The 24,188-nt window shown below is 59.5% G+C and carries 24 protein-coding genes; 18 read left to right on the top strand and 6 right to left on the bottom strand.

All coding sequences use genetic code 11. The features are described from left to right. Positions 1-63: 63 nt before the first annotated feature. Positions 64-2,973 (bottom strand): aminotransferase, encoded by a 2,910-nt coding sequence (locus tag E4O97_RS21005; protein WP_248162104.1) that lies wholly within the window; start codon positions 2,971-2,973, stop codon positions 64-66. Between the two features lie 153 nt (positions 2,974-3,126). Here E4O97_RS21005 and rfbB point away from each other — a divergent pair, with 153 nt between their 5' ends. Genes rfbB through E4O97_RS21040 form a run of 7 tightly spaced genes read left to right on the top strand, consistent with a single transcriptional unit; the run spans position 3,127 to position 10,197 of the window. Next, positions 3,127-4,209, top strand: coding sequence for a dTDP-glucose 4,6-dehydratase (gene rfbB / locus E4O97_RS21010; protein ID WP_248162106.1), 1,083 nt, complete (start codon positions 3,127-3,129; stop codon positions 4,207-4,209). Beyond that, on the top strand, positions 4,206-5,081 hold the full coding sequence (gene rfbA, locus E4O97_RS21015) for a glucose-1-phosphate thymidylyltransferase RfbA (RefSeq protein WP_148853123.1): 876 nt from the start codon (positions 4,206-4,208) through the stop codon (positions 5,079-5,081). Before rfbB ends, rfbA begins: the two co-directional genes overlap by 4 nt. Then, positions 5,078-5,623, top strand: a complete 546-nt coding sequence (rfbC, locus tag E4O97_RS21020; protein ID WP_216090600.1) for a dTDP-4-dehydrorhamnose 3,5-epimerase — start codon at positions 5,078-5,080, stop codon at positions 5,621-5,623. Before rfbA ends, rfbC begins: the two co-directional genes overlap by 4 nt. Beyond that, positions 5,620-6,489: a dTDP-4-dehydrorhamnose reductase gene (gene rfbD / locus E4O97_RS21025; protein ID WP_248162108.1), complete on the top strand. Its 870-nt coding sequence runs from the start codon at positions 5,620-5,622 to the stop codon at positions 6,487-6,489. The genes rfbC and rfbD overlap by 4 nt, the downstream gene beginning before the upstream one ends. Before the next feature lie 36 nt (positions 6,490-6,525). Then, positions 6,526-8,334: an ATP-binding protein gene (locus tag E4O97_RS21030; protein ID WP_032878392.1), complete on the top strand. Its 1,809-nt coding sequence runs from the start codon at positions 6,526-6,528 to the stop codon at positions 8,332-8,334. Next, a complete protein-coding gene (locus tag E4O97_RS21035; protein WP_248162109.1) occupies positions 8,331-9,716 on the top strand; it encodes a sigma-54 dependent transcriptional regulator in 1,386 nt (461 codons plus the stop codon). Before E4O97_RS21030 ends, E4O97_RS21035 begins: the two co-directional genes overlap by 4 nt. A 25-nt stretch (positions 9,717-9,741) precedes the next feature. Next, entirely contained in the window at positions 9,742-10,197 is a 456-nt protein-coding gene (locus E4O97_RS21040) for a thioesterase domain-containing protein (RefSeq protein ID WP_248162110.1), read from the top strand. A 128-nt stretch (positions 10,198-10,325) separates the two neighbouring features. On the opposite strand, the gene cysQ is transcribed toward E4O97_RS21040, so the two are convergent. Together cysQ and nudE are read right to left on the bottom strand one after the other, a co-directional pair. After that, the gene (gene cysQ, locus E4O97_RS21045; protein ID WP_005783847.1) at positions 10,326-11,162 is read right to left on the bottom strand and encodes a 3'(2'),5'-bisphosphate nucleotidase CysQ; all 837 of its coding nucleotides are present in this window, start codon (positions 11,160-11,162) and stop codon (positions 10,326-10,328) included. Then, positions 11,159-11,725 carry an ADP compounds hydrolase NudE gene (gene nudE, locus E4O97_RS21050; RefSeq protein WP_005783845.1) on the bottom strand — a complete coding sequence of 189 codons (567 nt, stop codon included), beginning with the start codon at positions 11,723-11,725 and terminating at the stop codon, positions 11,159-11,161. The genes cysQ and nudE overlap by 4 nt, the downstream gene beginning before the upstream one ends. 87 nt (positions 11,726-11,812) lie before the next feature. Between nudE and yrfG the strand changes: the two genes are divergently transcribed. After that, entirely contained in the window at positions 11,813-12,475 is a 663-nt protein-coding gene (gene yrfG, locus E4O97_RS21055) for a GMP/IMP nucleotidase (RefSeq protein WP_032878397.1), read from the top strand. Positions 12,476-12,583: 108 nt separating this feature from the next. Here the strand turns inward: yrfG and lysM are convergent, their stop codons facing one another. After that, positions 12,584-13,024: a peptidoglycan-binding protein LysM gene (gene lysM, locus E4O97_RS21060; RefSeq protein WP_248162111.1), complete on the bottom strand. Its 441-nt coding sequence runs from the start codon at positions 13,022-13,024 to the stop codon at positions 12,584-12,586. 243 nt (positions 13,025-13,267) lie between these two features. On the opposite strand from lysM, the gene fdhD reads away from it, so the two are divergent. From fdhD to E4O97_RS21075, 3 genes are all read left to right on the top strand, one after another. Then, positions 13,268-14,107 (top strand): formate dehydrogenase accessory sulfurtransferase FdhD, encoded by an 840-nt coding sequence (gene fdhD, locus E4O97_RS21065; protein WP_005783839.1) that lies wholly within the window; start codon positions 13,268-13,270, stop codon positions 14,105-14,107. Continuing rightward, positions 14,104-16,452: an FdhF/YdeP family oxidoreductase gene (locus tag E4O97_RS21070; RefSeq protein ID WP_248133275.1), complete on the top strand. Its 2,349-nt coding sequence runs from the start codon at positions 14,104-14,106 to the stop codon at positions 16,450-16,452. The genes fdhD and E4O97_RS21070 overlap by 4 nt, the downstream gene beginning before the upstream one ends. 258 nt (positions 16,453-16,710) lie before the next feature. Continuing rightward, entirely contained in the window at positions 16,711-17,196 is a 486-nt protein-coding gene (locus E4O97_RS21075; RefSeq protein WP_005783837.1) for a glycine zipper domain-containing protein, read from the top strand. Between the two features lie 67 nt (positions 17,197-17,263). Here E4O97_RS21075 and E4O97_RS21080 read toward each other — a convergent pair whose 3' ends face one another. After that, on the bottom strand, positions 17,264-17,695 hold the full coding sequence (locus E4O97_RS21080; RefSeq protein WP_032878401.1) for a thioesterase family protein: 432 nt from the start codon (positions 17,693-17,695) through the stop codon (positions 17,264-17,266). A 12-nt stretch (positions 17,696-17,707) separates the two neighbouring features. Then, a complete protein-coding gene (locus E4O97_RS21085) occupies positions 17,708-19,645 on the bottom strand; it encodes a RecQ family ATP-dependent DNA helicase (RefSeq protein ID WP_248162112.1) in 1,938 nt (645 codons plus the stop codon). Between the two features lie 267 nt (positions 19,646-19,912). On the opposite strand from E4O97_RS21085, the gene E4O97_RS21090 reads away from it, so the two are divergent. From E4O97_RS21090 to E4O97_RS21120, 7 genes are all read left to right on the top strand, one after another. After that, positions 19,913-20,083, top strand: coding sequence for a YhfG family protein (locus tag E4O97_RS21090; RefSeq protein WP_003187692.1), 171 nt, complete (start codon positions 19,913-19,915; stop codon positions 20,081-20,083). Beyond that, complete coding sequence (locus tag E4O97_RS21095; RefSeq protein ID WP_078820040.1) at positions 20,083-20,682, top strand: putative adenosine monophosphate-protein transferase Fic; 600 nt, start codon at positions 20,083-20,085, stop codon at positions 20,680-20,682. Before E4O97_RS21090 ends, E4O97_RS21095 begins: the two co-directional genes overlap by 1 nt. A gap of 122 nt (positions 20,683-20,804) precedes the next feature. Next, entirely contained in the window at positions 20,805-21,080 is a 276-nt protein-coding gene (locus tag E4O97_RS21100; RefSeq protein WP_032878404.1) for a hypothetical protein, read from the top strand. 276 nt (positions 21,081-21,356) lie between these two features. Continuing rightward, positions 21,357-21,839, top strand: a complete 483-nt coding sequence (locus tag E4O97_RS21105) for a hypothetical protein (protein ID WP_248162114.1) — start codon at positions 21,357-21,359, stop codon at positions 21,837-21,839. A gap of 16 nt (positions 21,840-21,855) precedes the next feature. Next, positions 21,856-22,488 carry a DUF1493 family protein gene (locus tag E4O97_RS21110; protein WP_236648041.1) on the top strand — a complete coding sequence of 211 codons (633 nt, stop codon included), beginning with the start codon at positions 21,856-21,858 and terminating at the stop codon, positions 22,486-22,488. A 269-nt stretch (positions 22,489-22,757) separates the two neighbouring features. Then, on the top strand, positions 22,758-23,114 hold the full coding sequence (locus E4O97_RS27565) for a DUF1493 family protein (RefSeq protein ID WP_348984553.1): 357 nt from the start codon (positions 22,758-22,760) through the stop codon (positions 23,112-23,114). 160 nt (positions 23,115-23,274) lie between these two features. Next, positions 23,275-24,138, top strand: a complete 864-nt coding sequence (locus E4O97_RS21120; RefSeq protein WP_248162118.1) for a DMT family transporter — start codon at positions 23,275-23,277, stop codon at positions 24,136-24,138. Positions 24,139-24,188 lie beyond the last annotated feature (50 nt).

Consider the following 24,188-nt stretch of genomic DNA (forward strand, 5'->3'; position numbering starts at 1 on the left):
TGGAAGCGCTTAACGATTATAGATCCCGAATATTACACAAAATAGCCGATAACAATCGATCTATCACAGCTGCTCATCCAGTACTTTCGACAACATGTCGACAAAGAAGTCCACGCTTTGCCGGGTGGTCACCATCGGCGGTTTGATCTTGAGAATATTCAGGTAGTCGCCGGTAGGCTGCATGAAAATCCCTAATTCCCGAAGACGATCACATAACAGCGCCGTCTCTTGCGTCGCTGGTTCCAGGGTGTGTCGGTCACGCACCAGTTCCAGGCCCAGATAGAAGCCCGAACCGTGTACCGCTCCGACCAGCGGATGGCGGTCGATCAGCGCTTGCAGCCGAGCCTTGAAATGCCCGCCAACCACCTGGGCGTTTTCCCAGAGTTTCTCTTCTTCCATCACGTCCAGCACCGCCATGCCGATTTGGCAACTGACCGGGCTGCCCCCCGATGACGAGAAGAAATATCCTTCGGCCTCCAGCGCCTCGGCAATTTCTCGACGGGTGATCACCGCACCTAAAGGCTGGCCGTTGCCCATGCCTTTGGCCATGGTGATGATGTCGGGCACCACGCCCTGCTCTTCAAAGCCCCAGAAGAAGTGGCCCATGCGGCCGTACCCTACCTGCACCTCATCGGCGATGCACACGCCCCCCTGGGCACGGACCAAGCCATAAACCTGCTGTAAATAACCCGGCGGCAGAGAGATGCCCCCGGCATTGCCGTATACCGGCTCACAGATAAATCCGGCCAATTGGCGCTGGCTTGCGGCAATTTTCGCCAGGTTGTGTTCCACGCTTCGCACGTAGTCCGGTGCGCTGTCCGGCCCGCGGAATTCGCCGCGGTAGGTATTGGGTGCTGTCACCGGGTGCACCCAGTCCGGGCGGCTGCTCAATGCCTGGGGGTTATCGGCAATTGATGTGGACACGGCGTCTGCCGCCACTGACCAACCGTGGTACGCCTCCAGCACGCTGAGCATGTCGCGCCCACCGCTGTAGGCCCAGGCCAGGCGAATCGCCAGGTCATTGGCTTCGGTGCCGCTGTTGACCAGGAACACGCGGTCCATGCCCTTGGGCGCCAGCGCCAGCAACCGTTCGGAAAACTCGGCAATCGCAGCATAGTGAAACCGCGAGTTGGTGTTGAGCAGCGACCACTGCCGCGCTGCCACCGCGGCCATGCGCGGGTGACCATGGCCCAGCACGGCTACGTTGTTGAGCATGTCCAGGTAGGATCGGCCCTGCATGTCGATCAGGTGGTTGCGCCAGCCCCGCTCGATACGTGGCGGGTCCACGTAGTAATGCTTCTGGGAGCGGGCGAAGCTGGCATCACGCCGGGCCAGCAGAGCCTGCGGGTCCAGTTCCGGCTCGGCATCGCAGGCCAGCCCCAACAGCGCCGCCGGTGACGGGCACAACGCCTGCCAGGCCGAGGCTCGGGAGGGCGTGCAGAACAGTGGCGGTTCAAGGTCGGCGCTGCATAACTGCACAGTCAACGGCGCGTGAACCTCCCCCATTACTTGCCCTTTCACCACCAACGCTCCAGGCGTGAGTGACGTTTTTAAGCCCCACACACGCAGGCTCAGCCTAGGGTCGTGCAAGCACAGCAAGCCATCGGCGCCTTCACGCAGCGTGCCTGCAAAGGGGGCTTGCAGCACGCTGCCGTGGGGCAGGTGCAGTTCGACATGGAGGGGCAAGGTCTGCGGCTCTACCGCGCTGTCGGCACAGGTACGCGACAAGCGGTATTGCCCATACCGGCTGGCCGCCAGCCCATGTACTGCCGCTGCTTCAGCCAGCAACCGCCGATCTATTCCCGGGGTTTCCCAATTGCCGGCCTCCCAATGCGGGCTGAGTACGCCCAGGTCGATCAGCGCGAACTCGCGGCCCACCAGGCCCGGCAACAAGGGTGCAAAGTCATGGCTGGCAACCGGTGGCAACGTCTCGCCAACGCCAGTGAGAATCGCCGCTCGCATCAGCGCAAACGGCACCGCCGTCGCAACATGGAAAATTTCCCACTCGTGCTCAGCGTTTTTCTTTAAATACGTGTTATCCGGGTCCAGGCGTTGCTGCTGTTCACTGCTGAGCACCAGCACCGCCGCGCGTGCGACGATCAGCGGCCACAACACCTCCAACTCTTCGCGCTGTAACGGCATCACCGCGTGACAGGCCTGGATTGCCGGCAGAATCGCAAACGGGTCACCGTGAGCGTGGTGCAACAGGGACGCGCAGGTTACCGACAGGTCAGCAATCCGCCAGGTGTGCACCAAATCGCCGAAATCAATCACGCCGTGGATACGCCAGCGCCGCTGGGCATCACGCTGGCACACCACATTGTCATCGGTGATGTCCAGGTGCACCGCTTGCCACGGCAGGCGTGGTGCCAACGGTTGGACATACGCCTCGACCTGCGTGGCTACGCGCTCCAATACGGCGCGTTGCGGCAGGTCAGGCAAGGTTGCCAGCAGATGAGTGATCAACGCCTGCGCATGGCGCGGATCCCATTGCAGGGTGCGCGCAAGGCCCGGATGCTCGAAACCTTGCAGCGCGAGGCTCATCTGTGCGCACAGCTCACCGAAGCCTGCGATCACATCGCGGCCCAGGTGCGGTAAATGCGTAAGGGGCTGGCCGTCGATGTACTCCAGTAGCCGCAGGTGCAGGGTGTGCCCGTCCACGTCTACCGTCAGCAGCTCATTACCATCCAACGCTTGAATCACCTTGGGCACGCGCAGATGGACATGTGCTTGCAGACTATTGAGGGCCGCGTGTTGGGCCTCGAGTTCAACGGCGGCGTAGTCACCGCGACAGATTTTGAGAACAAAACGGCCCTGGGCGTTGTCAATCTTGTAGTTGAGGTCTTGTTGACTGCCCAACGCTTGCAGCACACCGCTCATCCCATAATGCCGCTCGAGTAGGCTGGCCGCCTGGTCGGGGCTTACTTGTGGGCAAGGTAAACTGGCGCGGTGGGTCAATGTGGCTAACGACATTGTGACGACCTTTGTTTTTTCAGACGTCTATATCGCCATTGTTCCGGGTCACAAGGCAACCCCCAGTAAACGCCGGACTTGCACCACCCGGCCCACACAACTCAAGCTATGCTTCATTCGCTTAATGTCCATCTAAGGAAAGGGCCCTCCGATATGCGCATTCTCGTTACTGGCGGCGCTGGCTTTATCGGCTCAGCCCTGATCCGCTATTTGATTCAAGATACCGAACATGAAGTGCTCAATCTGGACAAGCTCACCTATGCCGGCAACCTTGAATCGCTGACCAGCATCGCGTCCAACAGCCGCTATGAGTTTGTCCAGGCCGATATCATCGACCAGGCCGCCGTCAGCACCGTACTCGCACGCTTTGAACCTGATGCGATCATGCACTTGGCGGCCGAATCCCACGTTGACCGCTCCATTGACGGTCCGTCGGATTTTATCCAGACCAACATCGTCGGCACCTACAGCCTGCTGGAAGCCACACGGGCTTACTGGCAGAAGCTGGCAGAACCGGCCAAAAGCGCGTTCCGCTTCCACCACATTTCCACTGACGAAGTGTATGGCGACCTGCACGGCGTAGACGACCTCTTCACCGAAACCACGCCTTACGCGCCCAGCTCTCCCTACTCCGCGAGCAAGGCGGCATCCGACCACCTGGTACGCGCCTGGCAGCGTACATACGGCCTGCCGATACTGCTGACCAATTGCTCGAACAACTACGGGCCATTCCACTTCCCCGAAAAATTGATCCCGCTGGTTATTCTCAACGCCTTGGCGGGCAAGCCACTGCCTGTCTACGGCGATGGTTTGCAGGTACGTGACTGGCTGTTCGTCGAGGATCATGCCCGCGCACTGCTCAAAGTGGTGACCACTGGGGTGGTGGGCGAGACCTACAACATCGGTGGTCATAACGAGCAGAAGAACATCGACGTGGTACGTGGCATTTGCGGCCTGCTGGAAGAGCTGGCGCCGCAGCGCCCTGCCGGCGTGGCAAAATTCACTGACCTGATCACCTTCGTCAAGGATCGCCCTGGCCACGACCAGCGCTACGCCATCGACGCCAGCAAGATCGAACGCGAACTGGGCTGGGTCCCGGAAGAAACCTTTGAGACAGGACTGCGCAAAACCGTGCAGTGGTACCTCGATAACCTGGAATGGTGCCGCAGGGTCCAGGACGGTAGTTATCAGGGCGAACGATTGGGCAACACCGACTTGAAGGATCTAATCGCATGATGAAGGGCATCGTATTGGCTGGCGGCTCCGGCACCCGCTTGCACCCCATTACTCTGGGAGTGTCCAAACAGCTGTTGCCGGTGTACGACAAACCCATGATCTACTACCCGATATCCGTGCTGATGCTTGCCGGGATCAAGGACATCCTGGTGATCTCCACGCCGGTAGACTTGCCACAGTACCGAAACCTGCTGGGAGATGGCAGCCAGTTTGGCGTGCATTTCACCTATGCCGAACAGCCGTCTCCAGACGGGTTGGCTCAAGCATTTATCATTGGCGAAGAGTTCATCGGTGATGACGCCGTGTGCCTGATTCTGGGGGACAACATCTTCCACGGCCAACATTTTGGTGATCAATTACGCACTGCAGCCGAGCGTTCATCGGGCGCTACGGTATTCGGCTACTGGGTAAAAGACCCGGAGCGCTTCGGTGTGATTGATTTCGACAAAGAGGGCCGCGCCCTGTCCATCGAAGAAAAACCGGCGAAGCCCAAGTCACCCTATGCCGTCACCGGCCTGTATTTCTACGATAACGACGTGATCAAGATCGCCAAGGCCGTCAAGCCTTCGCCGCGCGGCGAGTTGGAAATCACCGACGTCAACAACGCCTATCTTCAGCGCGGCGACCTGCATGTAGAACGCTTCGGTCGCGGTTTTGCCTGGCTCGACACCGGCACCCATGACAGCCTGCTGGAGGCCTCGACTTACGTGCAGACCATCGAGCACCGCCAGGGCTTGAAAGTGGCTTGCCTGGAAGAGATCGCCTACGAAAACGGCTGGATCGACCGCGACTATCTGCTGGAACGCGCCAAATACTTCGGCAAGACCGGCTATGGCCAGTACCTGTATTCCCTCGCCGGAGAGACCCAGTGAACATAGTTGAAACCACACTACCCGGCGTGCTGATCCTTGAGCCAAAGGTATTCGGTGACGAGCGCGGTTTCTTCTACGAAAGCTTCAACGCCCGCGCTTTTGAAGCAGCTACCGGGCTCAAGCGTGATTTTGTGCAGGATAACCACTCGCGCTCGCAAAAAGGCGTACTGCGGGGCTTGCACTATCAGCTTGAGCACACTCAAGGCAAGCTGGTGCGTGTCACTCACGGCGAAGTGCTGGATGTAGCCGTCGACATCCGTCGCAGCTCCCCAAACTTCGGACACTGGGTGGGTGTACGCCTGTCGGCACAGAACCATCGTCAATTGTGGGTGCCGGAAGGTTTTGCGCATGGTTTCGTGGTGTTGAGCGACCACGCAGAGTTCCTGTACAAAACCACCGATTACTACCAGCCAAGCGCCGAGCGCAGCATTCTCTGGAATGACCCGACGCTGGCTATCGACTGGGAGCTGGTCGAGCCGCCGCAATTGTCTGCCAAAGACCAGGTCGGAAAACTGCTGATGGAAGCCGACCTGTTCCCATGAAAATATTAATCACCGGCCAACACGGCCAAGTCTCCCAAGAGCTGCAACAGCGGCTCCAAGGCATGGGCGAACTCGTCATCCTGGGCCGCGACCAGCTTGACCTGGCTGACGCTGACCTCATCCGCCAACAGGTACGTGCCCACCGCCCTGGCCTGATCATCAACGCGGCAGCTCACACGGCCGTGGATCTGGCCGAGAGCGAACCGGACGCAGCCTTTGCGATCAACGCCATCGCCCCCGGCATCCTCGCCGAGGAAGCCAAGGCACTGGGCATCCCGCTGCTTCATTACTCGACCGACTACGTGTTCGATGGCAGCAAACCTGCCCCTTACATCGAAAGCGACACACCCAACCCTTTGGGTGTCTATGGTCAGAGCAAACTGGCGGGTGAACAGGCGATTGCTGCCGTGGGTGGCGAACACCTGATCTTGCGCACCAGTTGGGTGTATTCGAGCCATGGCAAGAATTTCCTGCTGACCATGCAGCGCCTGCTGCAGGAAAAAGCGCAGATGCGCATCGTCGCCGACCAGATCGGTGCGCCGACCTGGGCCGGGACCATCGCCAGCAGCACCCGTGCGCTGATTGAGCAGTGGCAGGCCGGTAAGGCCGGAGACTGGGGGGTTTACCACCTCACCGCACAAGGTGAGACCTCGTGGTTCGGCTTTGCCCAAGCCATTGGCGAGCAATTGCGGATCGAGGGCAAAGCCTGCGCCGAACTGGAGCCGATCCCTTCCAGTGCCTACCCCACCCCCGCCAAGCGCCCGCTGAACTCGCGCCTGGATTGCTCGCGTCTGCAACAGCAATGGCACGTCAGCCAGCCCCATTGGCAAGATGCATTGCACGAGTGTCTTGCCAAGCAGCACTAGGCATAATGCGCCTGTACCCACAGGCGCACACTCCCCATGACTCCACCCCTTCCGCGAAGACCCCGCTGGCGCAGCCTCGCCCTGCTGGCATTGTGCTTGGCACCGCTGCTGTGGCCGCTGGAGCATTTGGCCGAGCGCTACTACCGCAGCGAATTGGCCGGGCAAAACCGCCAGACTCTCGACCTGTATGTCGCCAACCTGTTGGGCACCCTGCACCGCTATGAAGTGTTGCCGCAAATCCTCGGCGATTTGCCGGCCCTGCGCATCGCCCTGGACGCACCTCACGTCAGTACCAACCTGGCCAATGCCAACCTGCTGCTCAAGGATGTCGCCGCCCAGGCGGGCGTGGAAGTGATGTACCTGATGGACACCACCGGCAAGACCCTTGCCGCTTCCAACTGGGACAAACAAGACAGCTTCGTCGGGCGCAATTTCTCCTTTCGCCCCTATTTCAGCGAAGCCATGGCCGGGCGCCTGGGTCGGTTTTTCGGCCTGGGCACCACCTCAGCCAAGCGCGGCTACTTCTTCGCCGCCGCGGTGCGTGACGGCGACACCATCATCGGCGTGCTGGTGGTCAAGGTCGACCTTGATCACACCGAAAGCCTGTGGGGCAATACCCCGGAACAACTGCTGGTCACCGACCACAACGGCGTGGTGATCCTCACCTCGCGCCCGCAATGGCGTTTCCGCGCCACGCGGCCACTGACCGCCGAAGAGCGCCAGGCCATCATCGCCATACAGCCCTACCCCACCCGTGACCCGCAGCCGCTGAGCCTGAGCAGCAGCGCCTGGCTGCGCCAATCCACCGCCATCGCCGAAACCGGCTGGAATGTGGAAATCCTGGCGCCACGCTCGCTGATCAACCGTCCGGTGCGCACGGTTGTCGCCGTGGGCGGTGCCACGTTGTTGGTGCTGATGCTGTTGCTGGGATTGTTGATGCAGCGCCGTCGGCACTACCTGGAACGCATCGCCTTCGAAGCCAAGGCCCGCCGTGAGCTGGAAATGCGCGTGGCCGAGCGTACCAGCGACCTGGAGGGCCTGAACCGGCGCCTGAAACAGGAAGTGCTGGAGCGCGAACACGCCCAGCAGGAACTGGTGCGCGCCCAGGACGACCTGGTCCAGGCCGGTAAACTCTCGGCCCTGGGCACCATGTCGGCGAGTATCAGCCATGAGCTGAACCAACCGTTGGCGGCGATTCGCAGCTATGCAGAAAACGCCGAAATCCTCCTCGACCATGAGCGCACCAGCGATGCCCGCGGCAACCTCAAACTGATCAGCGAGCTGACCGGGCGCATGGCCTCGATCATCGCCCATTTGCGTGCATTCGCTCGCCGTGATCGTCACGCGCCGGAGAGCGTAGCCTTGCAACCGGCCCTGGACGACGCCCTGGCGTTGCTGGCCAAGCGGCGGCGCTCGATGGAAGTGGAATTGATCCGCGACCTGCCGGAAGCAACCCTATGGGTGCAGGCCGGTGAAACCCGCCTGCGCCAGGTACTGGGTAACTTGCTGGCCAACGCCCTGGACGCCCTCACTGAAAAAGGCCCGCCGCGCAAACTCTGGCTGAGTGCCGAAACCACGCCCCAGGGCGTCAACCTGTACATTCGCGACAACGGCCCAGGCTTTTGCATGGAAGCCCTGGGCCGCGCCAGCGAGCCGTTCTACACCACCAAGACGCGCACCCAGGGCCTGGGCTTGGGCCTGGCAATCTGCGACACCCTGATGCGCGCCTTTGGTGGCGAACTGCTGTTCGCCAACCACAAGGAAGGCGGCGCGCTGTTAACCTTGAAATTGCGTGCCGGCTCGCCGGGCGTCAGTCTGCAACCGTCCGAGGACCGCAGTGTATGAGCATCGACAACCAGATTCAGGTGGTGTTGATCGACGACGATCCACACCTGCGTCAAGCCCTGTGCCAAACCCTGGACCTGGCCGGACTCAAAGTCCTGCCCCTGGGCGAAGCCACCGGCCTCACCGCACGCCTGTCCCGCGACTGGCCTGGAGTGGTGGTCAGCGACATCCGTATGCCCGGCATGGACGGCCTGGAGCTGCTGGCCGAACTGCATGGCCAGGACCCGGACCTGCCGGTGCTGCTGATCACCGGCCACGGCGACGTACCGTTGGCGGTGCAGGCCATGCGTGCCGGCGCGTATGACTTCCTCGAAAAACCCTTCGCCAGCGACGCACTGCTCGACAGCGTGCGCCGCGCCCTGGCCTTGCGTCGCCTGGTGCTGGACAACCGCAGCCTGCGCCTGGCCCTCAGCGATCGTCAGCAACTGAGCACGCGCCTGGTGGGGCACTCCCCGCAAATGTTGCGCCTGCGCGAGCAGATTGGCGCCTTGGCCGCGACCAAGGCCGATGTGCTGATCCTGGGCGAAACCGGTGCTGGCAAAGAAGTCGTCGCCCGCGCCCTGCATGACCTTTCAAGCCGCCGCAGTGGCCCATTTGTGGCGATCAACGCCGGGGCGCTGGCCGAATCGGTGGTAGAAAGCGAACTGTTCGGCCATGAGACGGGGGCGTTCACCGGCGCGCAGAAACGCCGCATCGGCAAGTTCGAGTTCGCCAATGGCGGCACGCTGTTTCTCGATGAAATCGAAAGCATGAGCCTGGATGTGCAGGTCAAGTTGCTGCGCCTGTTGCAGGAGCGCGTGGTGGAGCGCTTGGGCGGCAATCAGCTGATTCCGCTGGATATCCGCATTATCGCCGCCACCAAGGAAGACCTGCGCCAAGCCGCCGACCAGGGCCGTTTCCGTGCCGACTTGTATTACCGCCTCAACGTCGCACCGCTACGCATCCCGCCTCTGCGCGAGCGTGGTGAAGATGCATTGATGCTGTTCCAGCACTTCGCCGACGAGGCCAGCAGCCGCCACGGCCTGCCCCTGCATGAGCTGCAACCGGGCCAACGCGCGCTGTTATTGCGCCATAGCTGGCCGGGCAATGTGCGGGAACTGCAAAACGCCGCTGAGCGTTTCGCCCTGGGCCTGGAGTTGGCGCTCGATAGCGCCCAGGACAATCCCGCCGCGGGCGTGCTGACGTCCACGCCCGGCGGCTTGAGCGAGCAAGTCGAGCAGTTCGAAAAAAGCTTGATCGCCGCCGAACTCACCCGCCCTCACAGCTCCGTGCGCAGCCTCGCCGAAGCGTTGGGCGTGCCGCGCAAGACCTTGCACGACAAGTTACGCAAACACGGTCTGAACTTCGCCGACAGCACCAGCCAAAGCGCCGACGACGAATGAATCCGCCTACCACCAAGAGACCACTATGAGCCGCAACAGCCGTTACCTGGAAGCCGTCCTTCACCACGACATTCCCCTCACCCGGGAGATGGGTCTCAAGGTGCTCGACTGGCGACACGACCAACTGCAGCTGCACCTGCCCTTGCAAGCCAATATCAACCACAAAAGCACCATGTTCGGTGGCAGCCTCTACTGTGGCGCCGTACTGGCAGGCTGGGGTTGGCTGCACCTGAAGCTGCGCGAAGCGGGGATAGAAGACGGTCATATCGTGATTCAGGAAGGGCAGATCAGCTATCCGCTGCCGGTGACGCAGGATGCAACGGCCATTTGCGCGGCGCCGGAAGAAAAAGTGTGGAAGCGTTTCCTGGCGACGTACAAGCGTTATGGACGGGCGCGGTTGGCGCTAGAGACATGGATTGTGAATGAAGGCAGTGAGGAGCGTGCAGTGGCCTTTACCGGCCAGTACGTCCTGCACCGCTAGCAGCCATTACATAAAATAAAAGTGGGAGCTGGCTTGCCTGCGATAGCGGTGGATCAGCCAATACCTGTATGACTGACACTCCGTCATCGCAGGCAAGCGATGCTCCCACATTTTGCTCTGCAGTGATCTTAAGATCTGGCCAGGGTCAACAGGCGCTCACGCCATGCGGCCTTGGCTGGCAGCGCCAGAAAGAACGGGTTCAATAGCGATTCCCGCGCCGGGTAGCTGAACGGCTGACCATTCAACTCCAACACTTCACCTCCCGCGCCTTCCAGTACGCCCTGTGCCGCAGCGGTATCCCACTGTGAGGTCGGTGCCAGGCGCGGATAGCAGTCAGCACTGCCTTCGGCCAGCAGGCAAAACTTCAACGAGCTGCCGATATTCGCCAGCTTCAGCGCGCCCAAACCTTCGCTCAAGCCATCCAGCAGGCGTTCCTGCTCAGGGCTGGTATGCCGACGACTGGCGACCACAGTAAAGGCTTCGCCCACGGCCGGGGTCTGGCGTACCTGGATCTGCTTGGGTGCGGCCTTCACATCTGAACGCCATGCCCCAAGGCCCGCGCCACCGAAGTAGCAACGGCCAGTGGTCGGCATCGACACTACGCCGAACACCACGCGGCCCTGTTCGATCAAGGCAATATTGACAGTGAATTCTTCGCTGCCGGAAATGAATTCCTTGGTGCCATCCAATGGGTCCACCAACCACCAGCGCTGCCACTGGGCACGCACGCTCAGATCGATATCGGCGTCTTCTTCGGAGAGTACCGGAATACTCGGATCAAGCGCGGTCAGGCCCGCGAGAATCAGATGGTGAGCGGCCAGATCGGCAGCCGTCACCGGCGAATCATCCGCTTTGGAGGTCACGGCTACATTGGCGCGCCAGTAGGGCAGGATAGCTTCGCCGGCCTGGCGGGCCAGCTCAATCACGGGGGCGATAAACGGGTGGCCTAAAAACAGTTCGCTCATGCGTTGAACGCTCCACGCTGGGTCAACAGATCGCGTACCAGGTACAGCGCGGCAAGCGCTCGGCCCTCGCTGAATTGCTCGTTTTGCGCAAGCGCAGAAAGCTCCCGCAGGTTGACCCTGTCCACGCGCATCGGCTCAGGCTCATCGCCCTCCAGGCGCTCTTCGTAAAGGTCGGTGGCCAGTACTACCTGAATTTTCTGGCTCATATAGCCCGGCGATAACGACAGCTCGGTGATGTGCTCCAACTGCCGTGCGCCATAGCCAGCTTCTTCCTTGAGCTCGCGGTCCGCCGCCGCCAGCACGTCCTCGCCGGGCTCGATCAAACCTTTGGGCAAGGACAATTCATATTCGTCAGTGCCACCGCAGTATTCTTCGACCAGCAATGCATGATCCTCGTCGATCATCGCCACAATCATCACCGCGCCGTAGCCCGCGCCGCGCCCCACCAGGCGCTCGTAGGTCCGTTCAACGCCATTGGAAAAGCGCAACTGCACTTCCTCCACGCGGAACAAACGGCTACTGGCGACTATTTCGCGGGCGAGGACGGTGGGTTTCTGGCGCATAAGCGGCTCCTTGGCGTGATCGGGTTACTATACCGTGGCTTTTCCGATTGTCTGTGTCGGATATCTTTACTTACATGAGAACGCACCATGCCCTCTTTGCCCTGGCACGCCATCGACACCGTCCTGCTGGACATGGACGGCACCCTGCTCGACCTGCATTACGACAACCATTTCTGGATGGAACACCTGCCCCACCGCTACGCCGAACTGCACGGCGTGAGCCGGGCCATGGCCGAAATGGAGTTGCAGCCGTTGTTTGAGCGTAACGCCGGACAGTTGCAATGGTATTGCCTGGATTTCTGGAGCACTGAACTGGCGATCCCGGTGCGCGAACTCAAGTTGGAAACCGCCCACCTGATCGCCCTGCGCCCGGATGCCGATACTTTTCTGAAGGCGATCAAACAGGCCGGCAAGCGCGTGATCATGATCACCAACGCTCATCGTGATTCGCTGTCATTGAAGTTGGAACGCATTGAACTGGCGCCGTATTTCGAGCGATTGATCAGCTCCCATGATTACGGTTTTCCCAAGGAAAACCCACAGTTCTGGGAAGCGTTGCAAGCCGATATCCACTTTGACCCGGCCCGTAGTCTGTTTATAGATGACACCTTGCCGATCCTGCGCAGTGCCCGGGATTTCGGCGTGGGGCATTTGCTGGCAGTCAAAGAGCCTGATAGCAAGAAAGGCCCGAAGGACACCGCAGAGTTTGCGGCAGTAGAGGATTACCGAGATCTCATTGTCGGGCTCTGAACCCATGTGGGAGGGGGCTTGCTCCCGATAGCGGTGTATCAGCCAAGTATCAGGTGACTGAACCACCGCCATCGGGAGCAAGCCCCCTCCCACATTTTGTCCTGCGTATTACTCAGGGATACGCAGTGTCTGGCCTGGATAGATTTTGTCCGGGTGCGACAGCAGCGGCTTGTTAGCCTCGAAAATCTTGTTGTACTGGTTTGCGTTACCGTACACCGCGAGAGAAATCGCGCTGAGTGTGTCGCCCTTTTTCACCACGACGAAGCGAGCCGCGGCAACTGCAGGGCCGGTGACAGTGATCTGGTCATCTACGCTTGCCACGCCGGCAATGTTGCCCAGTGCCAAAAGGATCTTTTCTTTCTCTTCCTGGCTCGCCACTTCACCAGTCACAGTGACCTTGTCGCCATCCACCATGGTCTGCACGTTTGGATTACCCAGGCCCACCTTGCTCACATGTTCCTTCAGCTGCTCACTGGCGTTCGCATTACCCGGCGTCAACAGGTCGACAATCTTTTCGCCGGCTTCTTTGATAAAGCTAAAAATACTCATGGTGCGCTCTCCTTGGGATTTAATTTCCAGATGCCCAAGACTAGACCAGTCCAGCAGACTTGGGTTCCAAACCGGCTAAAGACTCAAAAGTATCCAGATCCGCCGTCCCTGGAATAAGCCCCCGGCGAAATGGGCGGGAACCTTGATCGACGCCATCTATCAATACATCAATACTGGCAATTAGACGCGACCCTTTGTCGCGCCTAGTCTGAACACTGATCAATCCGTCGGTGGTACTGCCCCATGAACGCCAAGCGCCCAACCTGCGCGGCGCCCGCCCTTGAAACGCCCGCGCCCGCCGCCAGCCAGAGCTACCAATACTGCAATCTTGAACACACTGAAGTCGGCAGCACTGCGTTGGCCGAAGAGGTGGCGTTGGCCATTGCCTATAACGATATCAGTCAGGCTGTCATGTTGGTCACACCGACTGATCTTGAGGATTTTATCGTCGGCTTCAGCCTCGGCAGCGGCATTATTGCCGACGTTAGCGATATTTATGATCTCAAAATCAGCGGCGCGGGCTCCGCTCAGTATGCTCAGGTACAGATTTCCAGCCGCGCCTTCTGGAACCTCAAGCAGCAGCGCCGCCAATTAGCGGGCACCAGCGGCTGCGGCCTGTGCGGTGTAGAAGCGGTTGAGCAGGCCCTGCCCGACCTTCAAGTGCTGCCCGGCGCGCCCTTGCCGCCAGCGCAATGGCTCGACGGCCTGCGCCAGCGCATCAGTGCGTTCCAACCGTTGGGCCAGTACAGCGGTGCAGTGCACGCGGCGGTGTTTATGAACGATCAAGGCGAATTGCTGTTGGGCCGTGAAGACATCGGCCGGCATAACGCCTTGGATAAATTGATCGGCGCGTTGATCCGCCAAAAGATTCCGACCGACGGCGGCCTGGCGATTGTTACCAGCCGCTGCAGCCTTGAATTGATCCAGAAAGTCTTGCGTGCAGGCATCCAGACCCTGGTCAGCCTGTCGTCGCCCACCGGCCTGGCCTTGCAATGGGCACGCCGGCACAACCTCAATCTCATCCACCTGCCGCAGAAAAGCGCGCCACGGGTCTACAGCCCAGCGATGGAGCACCAGCCATGAGCCTTCACCACCAAGCCGACCAAACCCCAACTCCGCGCTACAAGCCTTATAAAGGCCCGGCCGGCGGCTGGGGCGCCCTGATCAGCGTGGCACAAGCCTGGCTGACCAGCGATAACGCGCTTAAAAACCTGCGCATGATGCTCAAGACCAACCAGAACGGCGGCTTCGACTGCCCGGGCTGCGCCTGGGGCGACTCGCCGGAAAGCGGCATGGTCAAGTTCTGCGAAAACGGCGCCAAGGCGGTCAACTGGGAAGCCACCAAGCGCCGCGTCGATGCAGCCTTCTTCGCCAAGCACAGCGTCACGGCATTGCTGGAGCAAAGCGACTATTGGCTGGAATATCAGGGCCGCCTGACCGAGCCGATGCGCTATGACGCACAAACCGACCGCTACACCCCCATCAGCTGGGATGCGGCATTTGACTTGGTCGGCAAGCACCTCAACGCCTTGCCCAGCCCGAACATGGCCGAGTTCTACACCTCGGGTCGCGCCAGCAACGAAGCCGCCTACCTGTATCAGTTGTTTGTGCGCGCCTACGGCACCAACAATTTCCCGGACTGCTCGAACATGTGCCACGAAGCCAGCGGCGTAGCCCTGGCGCAGAGTGTGGGCGTGGGCAAAGGCACCGTGACCTTTGACGACTTCGAACATGCCGACGCTATTTTCGTCTGGGGCCAGAACCCCGGCACCAACCACCCGCGCATGCTTGAACCGTTGCGCGAAGCGGTGAAGCGCGGTGCCCAGGTGGTGTGCATCAACCCCCTGAAAGAGCGCGGCCTGGAGCGCTTCCAGCACCCGCAACATCCGCTCGAAATGCTCACTAACGGCGACAAGCCGACCAACACTGCCTACTTCCGCCCGGCCCTGGGCGGCGACATGGCGATTCTGCGCGGCATGGCCAAGTTCCTGCTGCTGTGGGAACGCCAAGCGCTGGCCGAAGGCAAGGAAGCGGTATTCGACCATGACTTTCTCAATGAGCACACCGCCAACGTTTTGGAGTATCTGGGCCAGATCGACGACACCTCATGGGAAGAAATCGTCGAGCAATCCGGCCTGACCCTGGTCGAGATCGAGCAAGCGGCGCGCATGTACGCCAAAGGCAAGAACGTGATCATGTGCTGGGCAATGGGGATTACCCAGCACCGTCACTCGGTGCCAACCATCCAGGAAATCGCCAACCTGATGCTACTGCGTGGCAATATCGGCCGCCCTGGTGCCGGCCTGTGCCCCGTGCGCGGTCACAGCAACGTGCAGGGCGATCGAACCATGGGCATCAACGAGCGCCCACCGGTGGCGTTCCTTGACGCGCTGGAGCGTCGTTTCCAGTTTCAGGTGCCGCGAGACAATGGTCACAACGTGGTGGAAGCGATTCACGCCATGCTCGAAGGCCGCTCCAAGGTGTTTATCGGCCTGGGCGGCAACTTCGCCCAAGCCACGCCAGACAGCCCGCGTACCTTCGAAGCCCTGCGCAATTGCGACCTCACCGTGCAAATCAGCACCAAGCTCAACCGCAGCCACCTGATGCACGGTAAAGACGCACTGATCCTGCCGTGCCTGGGCCGTACTGATATCGACATCCAGGCCGACGGCCCGCAAGCGGTGACGGTGGAAGATTCGTTCAGCATGGTCCATGGCTCCAATGGCCAACTGCAACCGCTGTCGGCGCTGATGAAATCCGAGCCCGCGATCCTGGCCGGAATTGCCGCCGCCACCCTGGGCAGCACACCGGTGGACTGGAACTGGCTGGTAGCCGACTACGGGCGCATCCGCGACCTGATCGCCGACACCATCCCGGGCTTCAAGGATTTCAACGAACGCATCAAGCACCCAGGTGGTTTTTACCTTGGCAACTCGGCCGGCGCACGTCGCTGGAACACGCCGTCGGGCCGCGCCAGTTTCCGCCCTAACATCCTGCCCAAAGACCTGATCCACGAACGCACCCACGCCACGGGCCGGGTACCAGACCTGATCATGCAGTCGATGCGCTCCCACGATCAGTACAACACCACTATTTACGGCCTGGACGACCGTTACCGTGGCGTCAAGGGCCAGCGTGACGTGCTGTTCGTCAACGAAGCCGACATCATCCGCCTGGGCTTCAAGCCAGGGCAGAAGGCCGACATTGTGTCGCTGTGGGAGGACGGCCGTGAGCGCCGGGTGAAGGGCTTTACCTTGCTGGCGTTTGATATTCCGGCCGGACAGGCGGCAGCGTACTACCCGGAAGTGAACCCACTGGTGCCGTTGGAAAGCACCGGCGACGGCAGCCATACGCCAACGTCGAAGTTCGTCGCAATTCGTCTGGAGGCGGCGAGTGATACTGGGTTGATCATGGCGCGCTCGGCCTGACCCGGGATCTTTGTTGTTTGAATGACCGCTTTCGAGGCCCGCACAATCTCTACATATTCTACGGGCACAAAAAAGGCCGCTTTTGCATAAAAGCGGCCGTTCCGAAGTAACTAAAGACCTGTAAAAACAACTTAAGTTCCCCATACAAAACAGCAACTTAGCAAATTGTATACAACCTCTGCCGCCGGTCGGATTTCGATTGTCAGCGGCTCGATACAACCTCAGGATCGCGCCGTCATCCCCTTGAGGTTTCCCTGAATGAAGTTCTCCTCGATTCTCTTGTTGTCCCTTGGCCTGGTCAGTGGCGCAGCCATGGCCGGTGGCACCACCGAAGCCGGTGTAGGCGGCGCATTGGGCGGGGTTCTAGGTTCTGTTGTCGGCCAGCAGCTGGGCGGCAATACCGGTTCGACCATCGGCGCGGCCCTGGGCGGCGCGGGTGGTAGTGCGGTCGGCGCCGACAAGCGCAGCCGTGGCGAAGCCGCCATTGGCGGCGCACTGGGCGCAGCTGGCGGCAACGTCGTGGGCCGCAGTGTCGGCGGCAGTACCGGCGCACTGATCGGCTCGGCGGCCGGCGGTGGCGCGGGCGGTGCACTGGGCAACTACATGGGTAACGAAAGTGACCGCGACGACCGCCGTTATCGCGACCGCGACCGTGACGACCGTCGCTACTACCGCGATGGCCATCCAGGCCGTGGTCATGCCTATGGGCATCGCAAGAACAAGCACCACTACCGTCATCGGTAAGCTCTGAAGAGCACCTCAGTACTAATGTGGGAGGAGCAAGCCCCCTCCCACATGGGGTGCCGCAAGGTCAGACCACCAGTCGCTGCAACGCCTCGCGCAACATCCCCGGTATCGGCACAGGCTGGTTCGAGGCCCGATCCACAAACACATGCACAAAGCGCCCCGCCGCACAGGCTTCTTCTTCGCCTGCCTTGAACACCGCCAGCTCATACTGCACCGAACTGTTGCCCAACTTGCCCACTCGCAGGCCGATTTCAATGCGCTCGGGAAAGGCAATCGACGCAAAATAATCGCACGCCGAACTCACCACGAATCCCACCACCTCACCGTCGTGAATATCTAGCCCGCCCTGTTCAATCAGGTAGGTATTCACCGCCGTATCGAAAAAGCTGTAGTAGGTGACGTTGTTCACATGGCCGTAGGCATCGTTGTCGTGCCAACGCGTGGTGATCGGCTGGAAGTAGCGGTAATCGGCGCGCAGGGGCGTTGAGTCAGGCATCGGCAAGTCTCTTCAGAGTAGGTCTAATTGAGCGCGGGCCCATTCGCGCACTTCGGCGTAGGGGTAGTCCTCCAGCGCGGCGAAACCGGGAATGCCCCGCGCCTTCAACTTGGTAAACAACGGCACGCTGATACCGCCAAGAAACCGCGTCAGCCGCTCGGCACTGGGTAGCTCGCCAGTGTGCTCATGATGCCTGTGGATAAAATCGCCGCACAGCCCCATAAAGCTTTTATCCACAAGCGGCGGCAGGCTTGGCGGAGGCGGCAGATACGCGACATGGCCGTGGCACACCGAACAATGTCCACAACGCAGGGGAGCGTTTTCATCACCAAAGTACTGCGCCAGGCGCTGCCCCAGGCAGTGCTCGGTGGCGAACAGGTCGAGCATGGCGTGAATCCGCGCCACCTCCGTCACTTCATGCTGCTTGAAGCCTGTGTATAACTCGGCGCTCAACACCACTGTATCGAAATCGGTGTCGAGCAAACTGTAGACCTCGGTCATCTGTTTGCTTTCCAGCTCGATCAGGCCCTGCTCCTGGAAGTAATCCAGCGCCTTGACCACCCGGCTGCGCTCGGCATTGTGCTGTTGATACAGCGCGTCGAAATCCACCGTTGCCCAGGTTTTCGCACGCTTGCACACCTGGATGATCGCCGCGACGAACTGCTGCCGCTCGCCGGAAAAACGTGCGAGCAAAGCGTCGGGCTCGACCAGGTACTTGAAACGGTATTCGGCATAAAACGCGTAGCGCGGCGCGATCACACCCTTGAGTTCCAACTGCACCAGCAGCGTCTTGAGTGGCAGCTCGCGAATATTGCTGTGATCGGACAACGACCTGAGCAGGAACTCCCACTGCCCTTCACTGCGTGCGGCCTGCAACTCCTCGAGGACACGGCCAATGCCCTCTTGCTCCGGCGTGTCGCCGTAGACGAAATTTTCCAGCACATTGAGGCTGTCGCGATTGGCCAACACCAGGCAATCCGATGATTGCCCGTCACGCCCTGCACGGCCGATTTCCTGGCTGTAGTTCTCGATGGACTTTGGCAGGTCGAAGTGCACCACATTGCGGATATCGCTTTTATCGATGCCCATGCCGAACGCGATCGTCGCGACAATGCAATTGGAGCGCCCACCCATGAAACGCTGCTGGATGCCCTCGCGTTTATCGTGGGGCAGCCCCGCGTGGTAAGCCTCGGCCTGAATGCCGTGGCGGTTCAGATGCTCGGCAATCTGCTCGGCGGTTTTTTGCAAAGTGACATAGACGATGCTCGGTTGGTTGGCCCGCTCCTGCATCCATTCAACCAACCTGCGGCGCTTGTGCTGACCGCTGACCGGTTCCACCAGCAGGTTGAGGTTGGGCCGATAGAAGCCGGTGGTCACCACATCCCCGGGGGCAATCGCGAACTTGGCCTGCATGTCGGCGATTACCTTGGGCGTCGCCGTGGCCGTCAGCAGCAACGCTTGTGGGATATTGAACTGGCGCTGGTAGTCCGGCAGCTTCAAATAGTCCGGGCGGAAGTTGTGGCCCCACTCGGAGATGCAGTGCGCCTCGTCCACCACCAGCAGCGAAATCTGCACGCTGTGCAAAAAGTTACGAAAGCGCTCGTTCTTCAAGCGCTCCACGGAAATCATCAGGATTTTCAGCTCGCCCGAACGCGCACGGGCCATCACATCGTTGGCCTCATCACGGCTCTGGGCCGAATCGATACTGCCTGCCGAAATGCCATGGCGCTGCAGAAACCCCAATTGATCCTGCATCAACGCCAGTAAAGGCGACACCACCAGCGTCAGGTGCGGCAGCAACACCGCCGACAGCTGGTAGCACAAAGATTTACCCGACCCCGTAGGGAAAATTGCTGCTGCCGGACGCCCGGCCAGGACGGCGCTGACCGTCTCTTCCTGGCCCAGGCGAAACTGCGGATAACCAAAGACCTGCTGGAGGGTGTCGTGCATAAGGCTGTCACTCCATTGACCGCTGAACGTGGCTTAAAAACGTAGCCCAGTAAGTTCGGCGAATCGAGAAAGGTCGCAAGGAAATAAGAGACAGGATGATACACAGGCAGGGGATGGCCCAGGGCCGACGGGGAATATTGCGAAAACTCACATTGAATTAAGATCTTCGGCAGGATTTTGATACAGGTTACGACTTGGTTTTTATACTGCCTTCCCCCTGAAGCATTGCGCTACAATCACAGCCTTGCTACCCAGGAGTACGCTGCAATGAGCGAACTGACGTTTGAGCAAAAGCAGGATCACTATCACAAGATCCGCCGTTCCAATTACCTGGCCAGCCTGCGCCTGGAAGGGTTCGATACCCAACCGACCGATGTCGACAAGCCCCTGCCGACCCGCGAAGCCGTCCTGGCCAAATACCGCAATACCTCACGCTGATGCTCGACAAATACGGGGTGGGCCAGGACCCGTACTGCTACCCCGGTAGCAGCGTCCTGCGCAACCGCCTCGATTTGCTCGATGAACACCGCCTGCACGAGGCAGAGCGGGAGTTATCCGAGATTGCAGTAGGCAACCTTCCGCTTTTTCCGCCGCCCTACGACCTTGATCGTCTGCAACACATCCACCGCGTCCTGTTCGGTGACATCTACGATTGGGCCGGTGAACTGCGCAGCGTCAACATCCAGAAAGGTGAGACGCTGTTCTGCACCCCGGAGCGCATCCCGCCGGAAGCGGCGAAGATCAGTCGGCATATGCAGGAAGCCAATTGGTATACCGGCGCGTCCCAGGCCGATCTCGTTCACCACATCGCTGAAGCTTATGGCGATCTGAATGTCATCCATCCCTTCCGTGAAGGCAATGGACGGGCTCAGCGGATCCTCTTTGAACAGATCATCGTGAATGCGGGATTTTCGGTGAATTGGTGGCTGGTGAAACACGCGGCATGGATACCCGCGAATATTGATGCGGTGGCGTGTGACTATCGAGGACTGGAGGCGATTTTTGAGCGGTGTATCAGTAAGCCTCCCAGAGCCTGATCGAACCGCGAACGACTAAACCATATGTTTATTGCTCGAGAACAACCTCACTTCTAAGGTTCAGCTCGTCGCTGCCAAATCAGCGACCGGGTTTGGTCACCCGAAAAACAGCAGAGACAAACGTGCCAGCTCCTCTGGCGTATTTCTTTGAATCTGTATTGGAACACTGTGATGACATCCAATCCGCCGCCCACCAGCGTATCCGCGCCGCCAGCGATTTAGTGGAAACCTTCTCTTGCCTGACCTTCGAACACGCCGACCTCAAAGACATTTCTCACATCATCAATGCGCTGTACCTGCTCGTTCAGGACGGCTGTGATTTGCTCGAAGCTACTCAACACGTGCAAATGCGACCAGCGGCCGACCAACCAACACAAAGCGATCCGCTACACAGCTAAACGTGTGGGAGCTGGCTTGCCTGCGATGGCGGCGTATCGGGCTATATTTTTTAAACCTGACGCACCGCCATCGCGGGCAAGCCCGGCTCCCACTTTTTGCCAGTTCAGCCTGCCAAATCGGTATCAAGCCGTAAACCCAGGAAACCACTGTAAGAAACCACCAAATGGCGCGTCGTCCGCTTCCCAAACTGCTTCAAACAATCGCTCGCCCTCTACGGAAATACCTTTCGCCTGAGCGAAACTAGAGCCCTCTCCAAGCTCTGTCGGCATAAATTTGTGAACATCGAAAGGACTCAATATGTCGGTCACTATGGCATCACTTTCACGGTGATTCGCCTTACGATTTTACCAACCCACCGACACGTGCTGGCAAAGCTGTGTTTATTAGAAGCTGGCTCCAGCGCAAACGAGGTGCGTCATCGACTAGTCGATCTCTACGAAAAAATGCTTGCCCGTGATTTGCCTTGCAAGATGACTGTTGCTATCTCCAAACCGCTGACCCGGCAACGAGCTGACTTGCTCAACGTTCGCGGGGAAATCGTTGCAGGACTCATCGGCGGCGCAGTATCAGCTCCAATGAGCCTGGTATCGCCTCCAATTGGGCTCGCTGCCGGAGCAGCTGTTAGCCTGACGACTAAAGGCATTATTCGCAGCTATCACGCCGGTGACGTTGTTATCGGCGTCGACGCACAGGTCAACGGCGGAATTGGTCCTCAGCGATCATTGTCGGCAATGGTTCGGCAGTTCCAAGGTGGCTAGTGCGGTGAATGAACACATGCAGTGGATCAATCTGCTTCTCTTCCTAGTACTGGCCGCCGTTATTGATAAGACAATAAAGTTGCCCGTACTCAGAAAATGGCTTGGGCTCTGTCTATTGATAACAGGCCCAACAGTTCTGTTGTATGCCACTTCTTGGACCATAGGGGCACAGCTTGAAAGCCTGCCGATAGTCGCCTTCGTGACAGGCATCGGGTTGCTGAGCACCCCGAATATCTATCGCAGAGTAAAAACCACTCACCCTTTGTTGATTGCCCCAATCTTGAACCTTGCGCCTGACTTCCCTGACGACCCGATCATGCTTCACCTTCTGCAAGTCCTGCACGAAGGTATCGGCCTGCCCAAGCACAAGGCGATCACCCTCGACACATCGGTCAATCATGATCTTGGCTGTAGCAGTACCGAAGCCAAGCAATTAATGAGGGTACTGAAGCAAGAATTTGGCCTGAGATCAGGCGACTACAAAAACAGCCGCTACTTCAAACACCGCAGCCTTGACGCACATTTGCGATATGTAGAAAGAGGCAGTGAGGAAAAGCTCCCACTTACCATCGACATGCTCTATCAGGCTGTCAAAGCCAAGCACTGGGATACCCAGACACTCGAAGCGAAGAGGTGCCATGAGCCATGAACCTCTACCTGCAATTAGTGTGCTTTATCGGGCTATACCTTTTGCTGCACTACCAAATAACCGACTGCTCATTAAGAAAGCGTTTCGCCGTTACCTTCATCATAACGGGACTGGTTCTATTGTTCTGGCTGCCCTACGTCGCCATCATTCTGAACATTCAACTCCTTCCCCTGGCACTGTTCTTGATAGGCTTGGCTCTCTTTATCACTCGAAACAAATACCGCCTGAAGCGTAACAGGCCCCCTCACCCACTCCTACGTGCCCCCACCATGAACCTGGCCCCCCACTTCCCCGAAGACCCCGTCATGCAGCAGCTCCTGCAATTGCTGCATGAAGAAATCGGTCTGCCGCAACACAAGACCATTCGCCTGCAAACCTCGCTCAACTTCGACCTTGCTTGCGATGGCGTTGAGGCCAAGCAATTCATGGAGGCGCTGGAACTGGATTTTGGGGTCGACCTAAGCGACTACGACGCTTATCGTTACTTTCAGCCGCCGATGTTCGACGTATTCTTGAAGCGGCGCGCCAAAGGCCGTGGCGACAAAATACCGCTGACCATCGGTATGCTCTACCTGGCGATCAAGACCCAAAGGTGGGACACGCAGACCTTGGAAAACCTGAGCTGATCCCAAGAGCACTGAGATCCAAATGTGGGAGGGGGCTTGCCCCCGATTGCGGTGGGTCAGCTATAGATAAGCTGACTGATTCACCGCCATCGGGGGCAAGCCCCCTCCCACATTGGTTCTGCGTTAATCTGGCGAGCGGTATGCATAACAAGGAGCTTACATGGACGTACTAATGGGCCTGCTGGCCGCCCTGCTCTGGGGTGGCACGGACTTTCTCGTGGGCCTCAATGCCCGCGCCGTTGGCGTTAAACGCGCGGTGTATTTCGGCCAAGCCCTTGGCTTTCTGATCATGACTCTGCTGCTGGTCATTTTCCCGGCCTTCCTGTTCAAATCCCTCGATGCGCCGTTGAGCGTCTGGCTCCTGGGCATCGCAGCGGCCCTGCTGACCGTCTCTGGAGCCCTCGCGCTGTCCAAGGCTTTCGCCCTGGGCAAAGCCGCCATCGTCGCGCCATTGGTCACGTCCTATGGCGTGGTGACCACCCTGCTGTCCTGGGCCAGCGGTGAGCACATCAGCCTGATACAACTGGGCTGCATCGCCCTGTGCGTGATCGGCGTGGTCCTGTCCAGCATCCACAAGGACAACGGTACGCCCCACAACAACCCGCGCCTGTCCATCGCCTACGCCATGCTCGCAGCAACGCTGTACGGCACCAGTTTCTGGCTGCAAGGTCGCTACACACTACCGGCACTGGGGCCGATCACCATGTTGTGGTTGGGGTACCTGGTGGGCCTGTGCGTGCTGGTGGTGATGGTGCTGAAGATCAAGGACGGCCTGAGAATCCCACCGCTGAAAAATTGCGCGACGTTGACCGGTGCGAGCCTGATGAACCTCGGCGGGTTCTCGGCGTTTTCGTGGGGTGCGATGGCAGGGTCGGTATCGGTGGTGACGGTGATCAGTACGCTATCGGGCGGTATTGCGGCGATCCTGGGGTTTGTGTTTTTCAAGGAGCGCTTGTCGGCGGTACAGGTGCTCGGGGTTGTGCTGGTGCTGGTCGGCGCGGTGCTGCTGCACATCGCCCACTAACCCTGTACGCACAAAAAAGCCGCCTACAGGAGGCGGCTTTTTCACAACAG

The sequence above is a fragment of the Pseudomonas sp. W15Feb34 genome (assembly GCF_023127765.1).
Taxonomy (GTDB): domain Bacteria; phylum Pseudomonadota; class Gammaproteobacteria; order Pseudomonadales; family Pseudomonadaceae; genus Aquipseudomonas; species Aquipseudomonas synxantha_A.

Excerpts from the sequence above, each read along its gene's own strand:
- E4O97_RS21005 (WP_248162104.1), bottom strand. The coding sequence starts at position 2,973 with ATGTCGTTAGCCACATTGACCCACCGCGCCAGTTTACCTTGCCCACAA.
- rfbB (WP_248162106.1), top strand. The coding sequence starts at position 3,127 with ATGCGCATTCTCGTTACTGGCGGCGCTGGCTTTATCGGCTCAGCCCTG.
- rfbA (WP_148853123.1), top strand. The coding sequence starts at position 4,206 with ATGATGAAGGGCATCGTATTGGCTGGCGGCTCCGGCACCCGCTTGCAC.
- rfbD (WP_248162108.1), top strand. The coding sequence starts at position 5,620 with ATGAAAATATTAATCACCGGCCAACACGGCCAAGTCTCCCAAGAGCTG.
- E4O97_RS21030 (WP_032878392.1), top strand. The coding sequence starts at position 6,526 with ATGACTCCACCCCTTCCGCGAAGACCCCGCTGGCGCAGCCTCGCCCTG.
- E4O97_RS21035 (WP_248162109.1), top strand. The coding sequence starts at position 8,331 with ATGAGCATCGACAACCAGATTCAGGTGGTGTTGATCGACGACGATCCA.
- E4O97_RS21040 (WP_248162110.1), top strand. The coding sequence starts at position 9,742 with ATGAGCCGCAACAGCCGTTACCTGGAAGCCGTCCTTCACCACGACATT.
- cysQ (WP_005783847.1), bottom strand. The coding sequence starts at position 11,162 with ATGAGCGAACTGTTTTTAGGCCACCCGTTTATCGCCCCCGTGATTGAG.
- nudE (WP_005783845.1), bottom strand. The coding sequence starts at position 11,725 with ATGCGCCAGAAACCCACCGTCCTCGCCCGCGAAATAGTCGCCAGTAGC.
- yrfG (WP_032878397.1), top strand. The coding sequence starts at position 11,813 with ATGCCCTCTTTGCCCTGGCACGCCATCGACACCGTCCTGCTGGACATG.
- lysM (WP_248162111.1), bottom strand. The coding sequence starts at position 13,024 with ATGAGTATTTTTAGCTTTATCAAAGAAGCCGGCGAAAAGATTGTCGAC.
- fdhD (WP_005783839.1), top strand. The coding sequence starts at position 13,268 with ATGAACGCCAAGCGCCCAACCTGCGCGGCGCCCGCCCTTGAAACGCCC.
- E4O97_RS21070 (WP_248133275.1), top strand. The coding sequence starts at position 14,104 with ATGAGCCTTCACCACCAAGCCGACCAAACCCCAACTCCGCGCTACAAG.
- E4O97_RS21075 (WP_005783837.1), top strand. The coding sequence starts at position 16,711 with ATGAAGTTCTCCTCGATTCTCTTGTTGTCCCTTGGCCTGGTCAGTGGC.
- E4O97_RS21080 (WP_032878401.1), bottom strand. The coding sequence starts at position 17,695 with ATGCCTGACTCAACGCCCCTGCGCGCCGATTACCGCTACTTCCAGCCG.
- E4O97_RS21085 (WP_248162112.1), bottom strand. The coding sequence starts at position 19,645 with ATGCACGACACCCTCCAGCAGGTCTTTGGTTATCCGCAGTTTCGCCTG.
- E4O97_RS21090 (WP_003187692.1), top strand. The coding sequence starts at position 19,913 with ATGAGCGAACTGACGTTTGAGCAAAAGCAGGATCACTATCACAAGATC.
- E4O97_RS21095 (WP_078820040.1), top strand. The coding sequence starts at position 20,083 with ATGCTCGACAAATACGGGGTGGGCCAGGACCCGTACTGCTACCCCGGT.
- E4O97_RS21110 (WP_236648041.1), top strand. The coding sequence starts at position 21,856 with ATGCAGTGGATCAATCTGCTTCTCTTCCTAGTACTGGCCGCCGTTATT.
- E4O97_RS27565 (WP_348984553.1), top strand. The coding sequence starts at position 22,758 with ATGAACCTGGCCCCCCACTTCCCCGAAGACCCCGTCATGCAGCAGCTC.
- E4O97_RS21120 (WP_248162118.1), top strand. The coding sequence starts at position 23,275 with ATGGACGTACTAATGGGCCTGCTGGCCGCCCTGCTCTGGGGTGGCACG.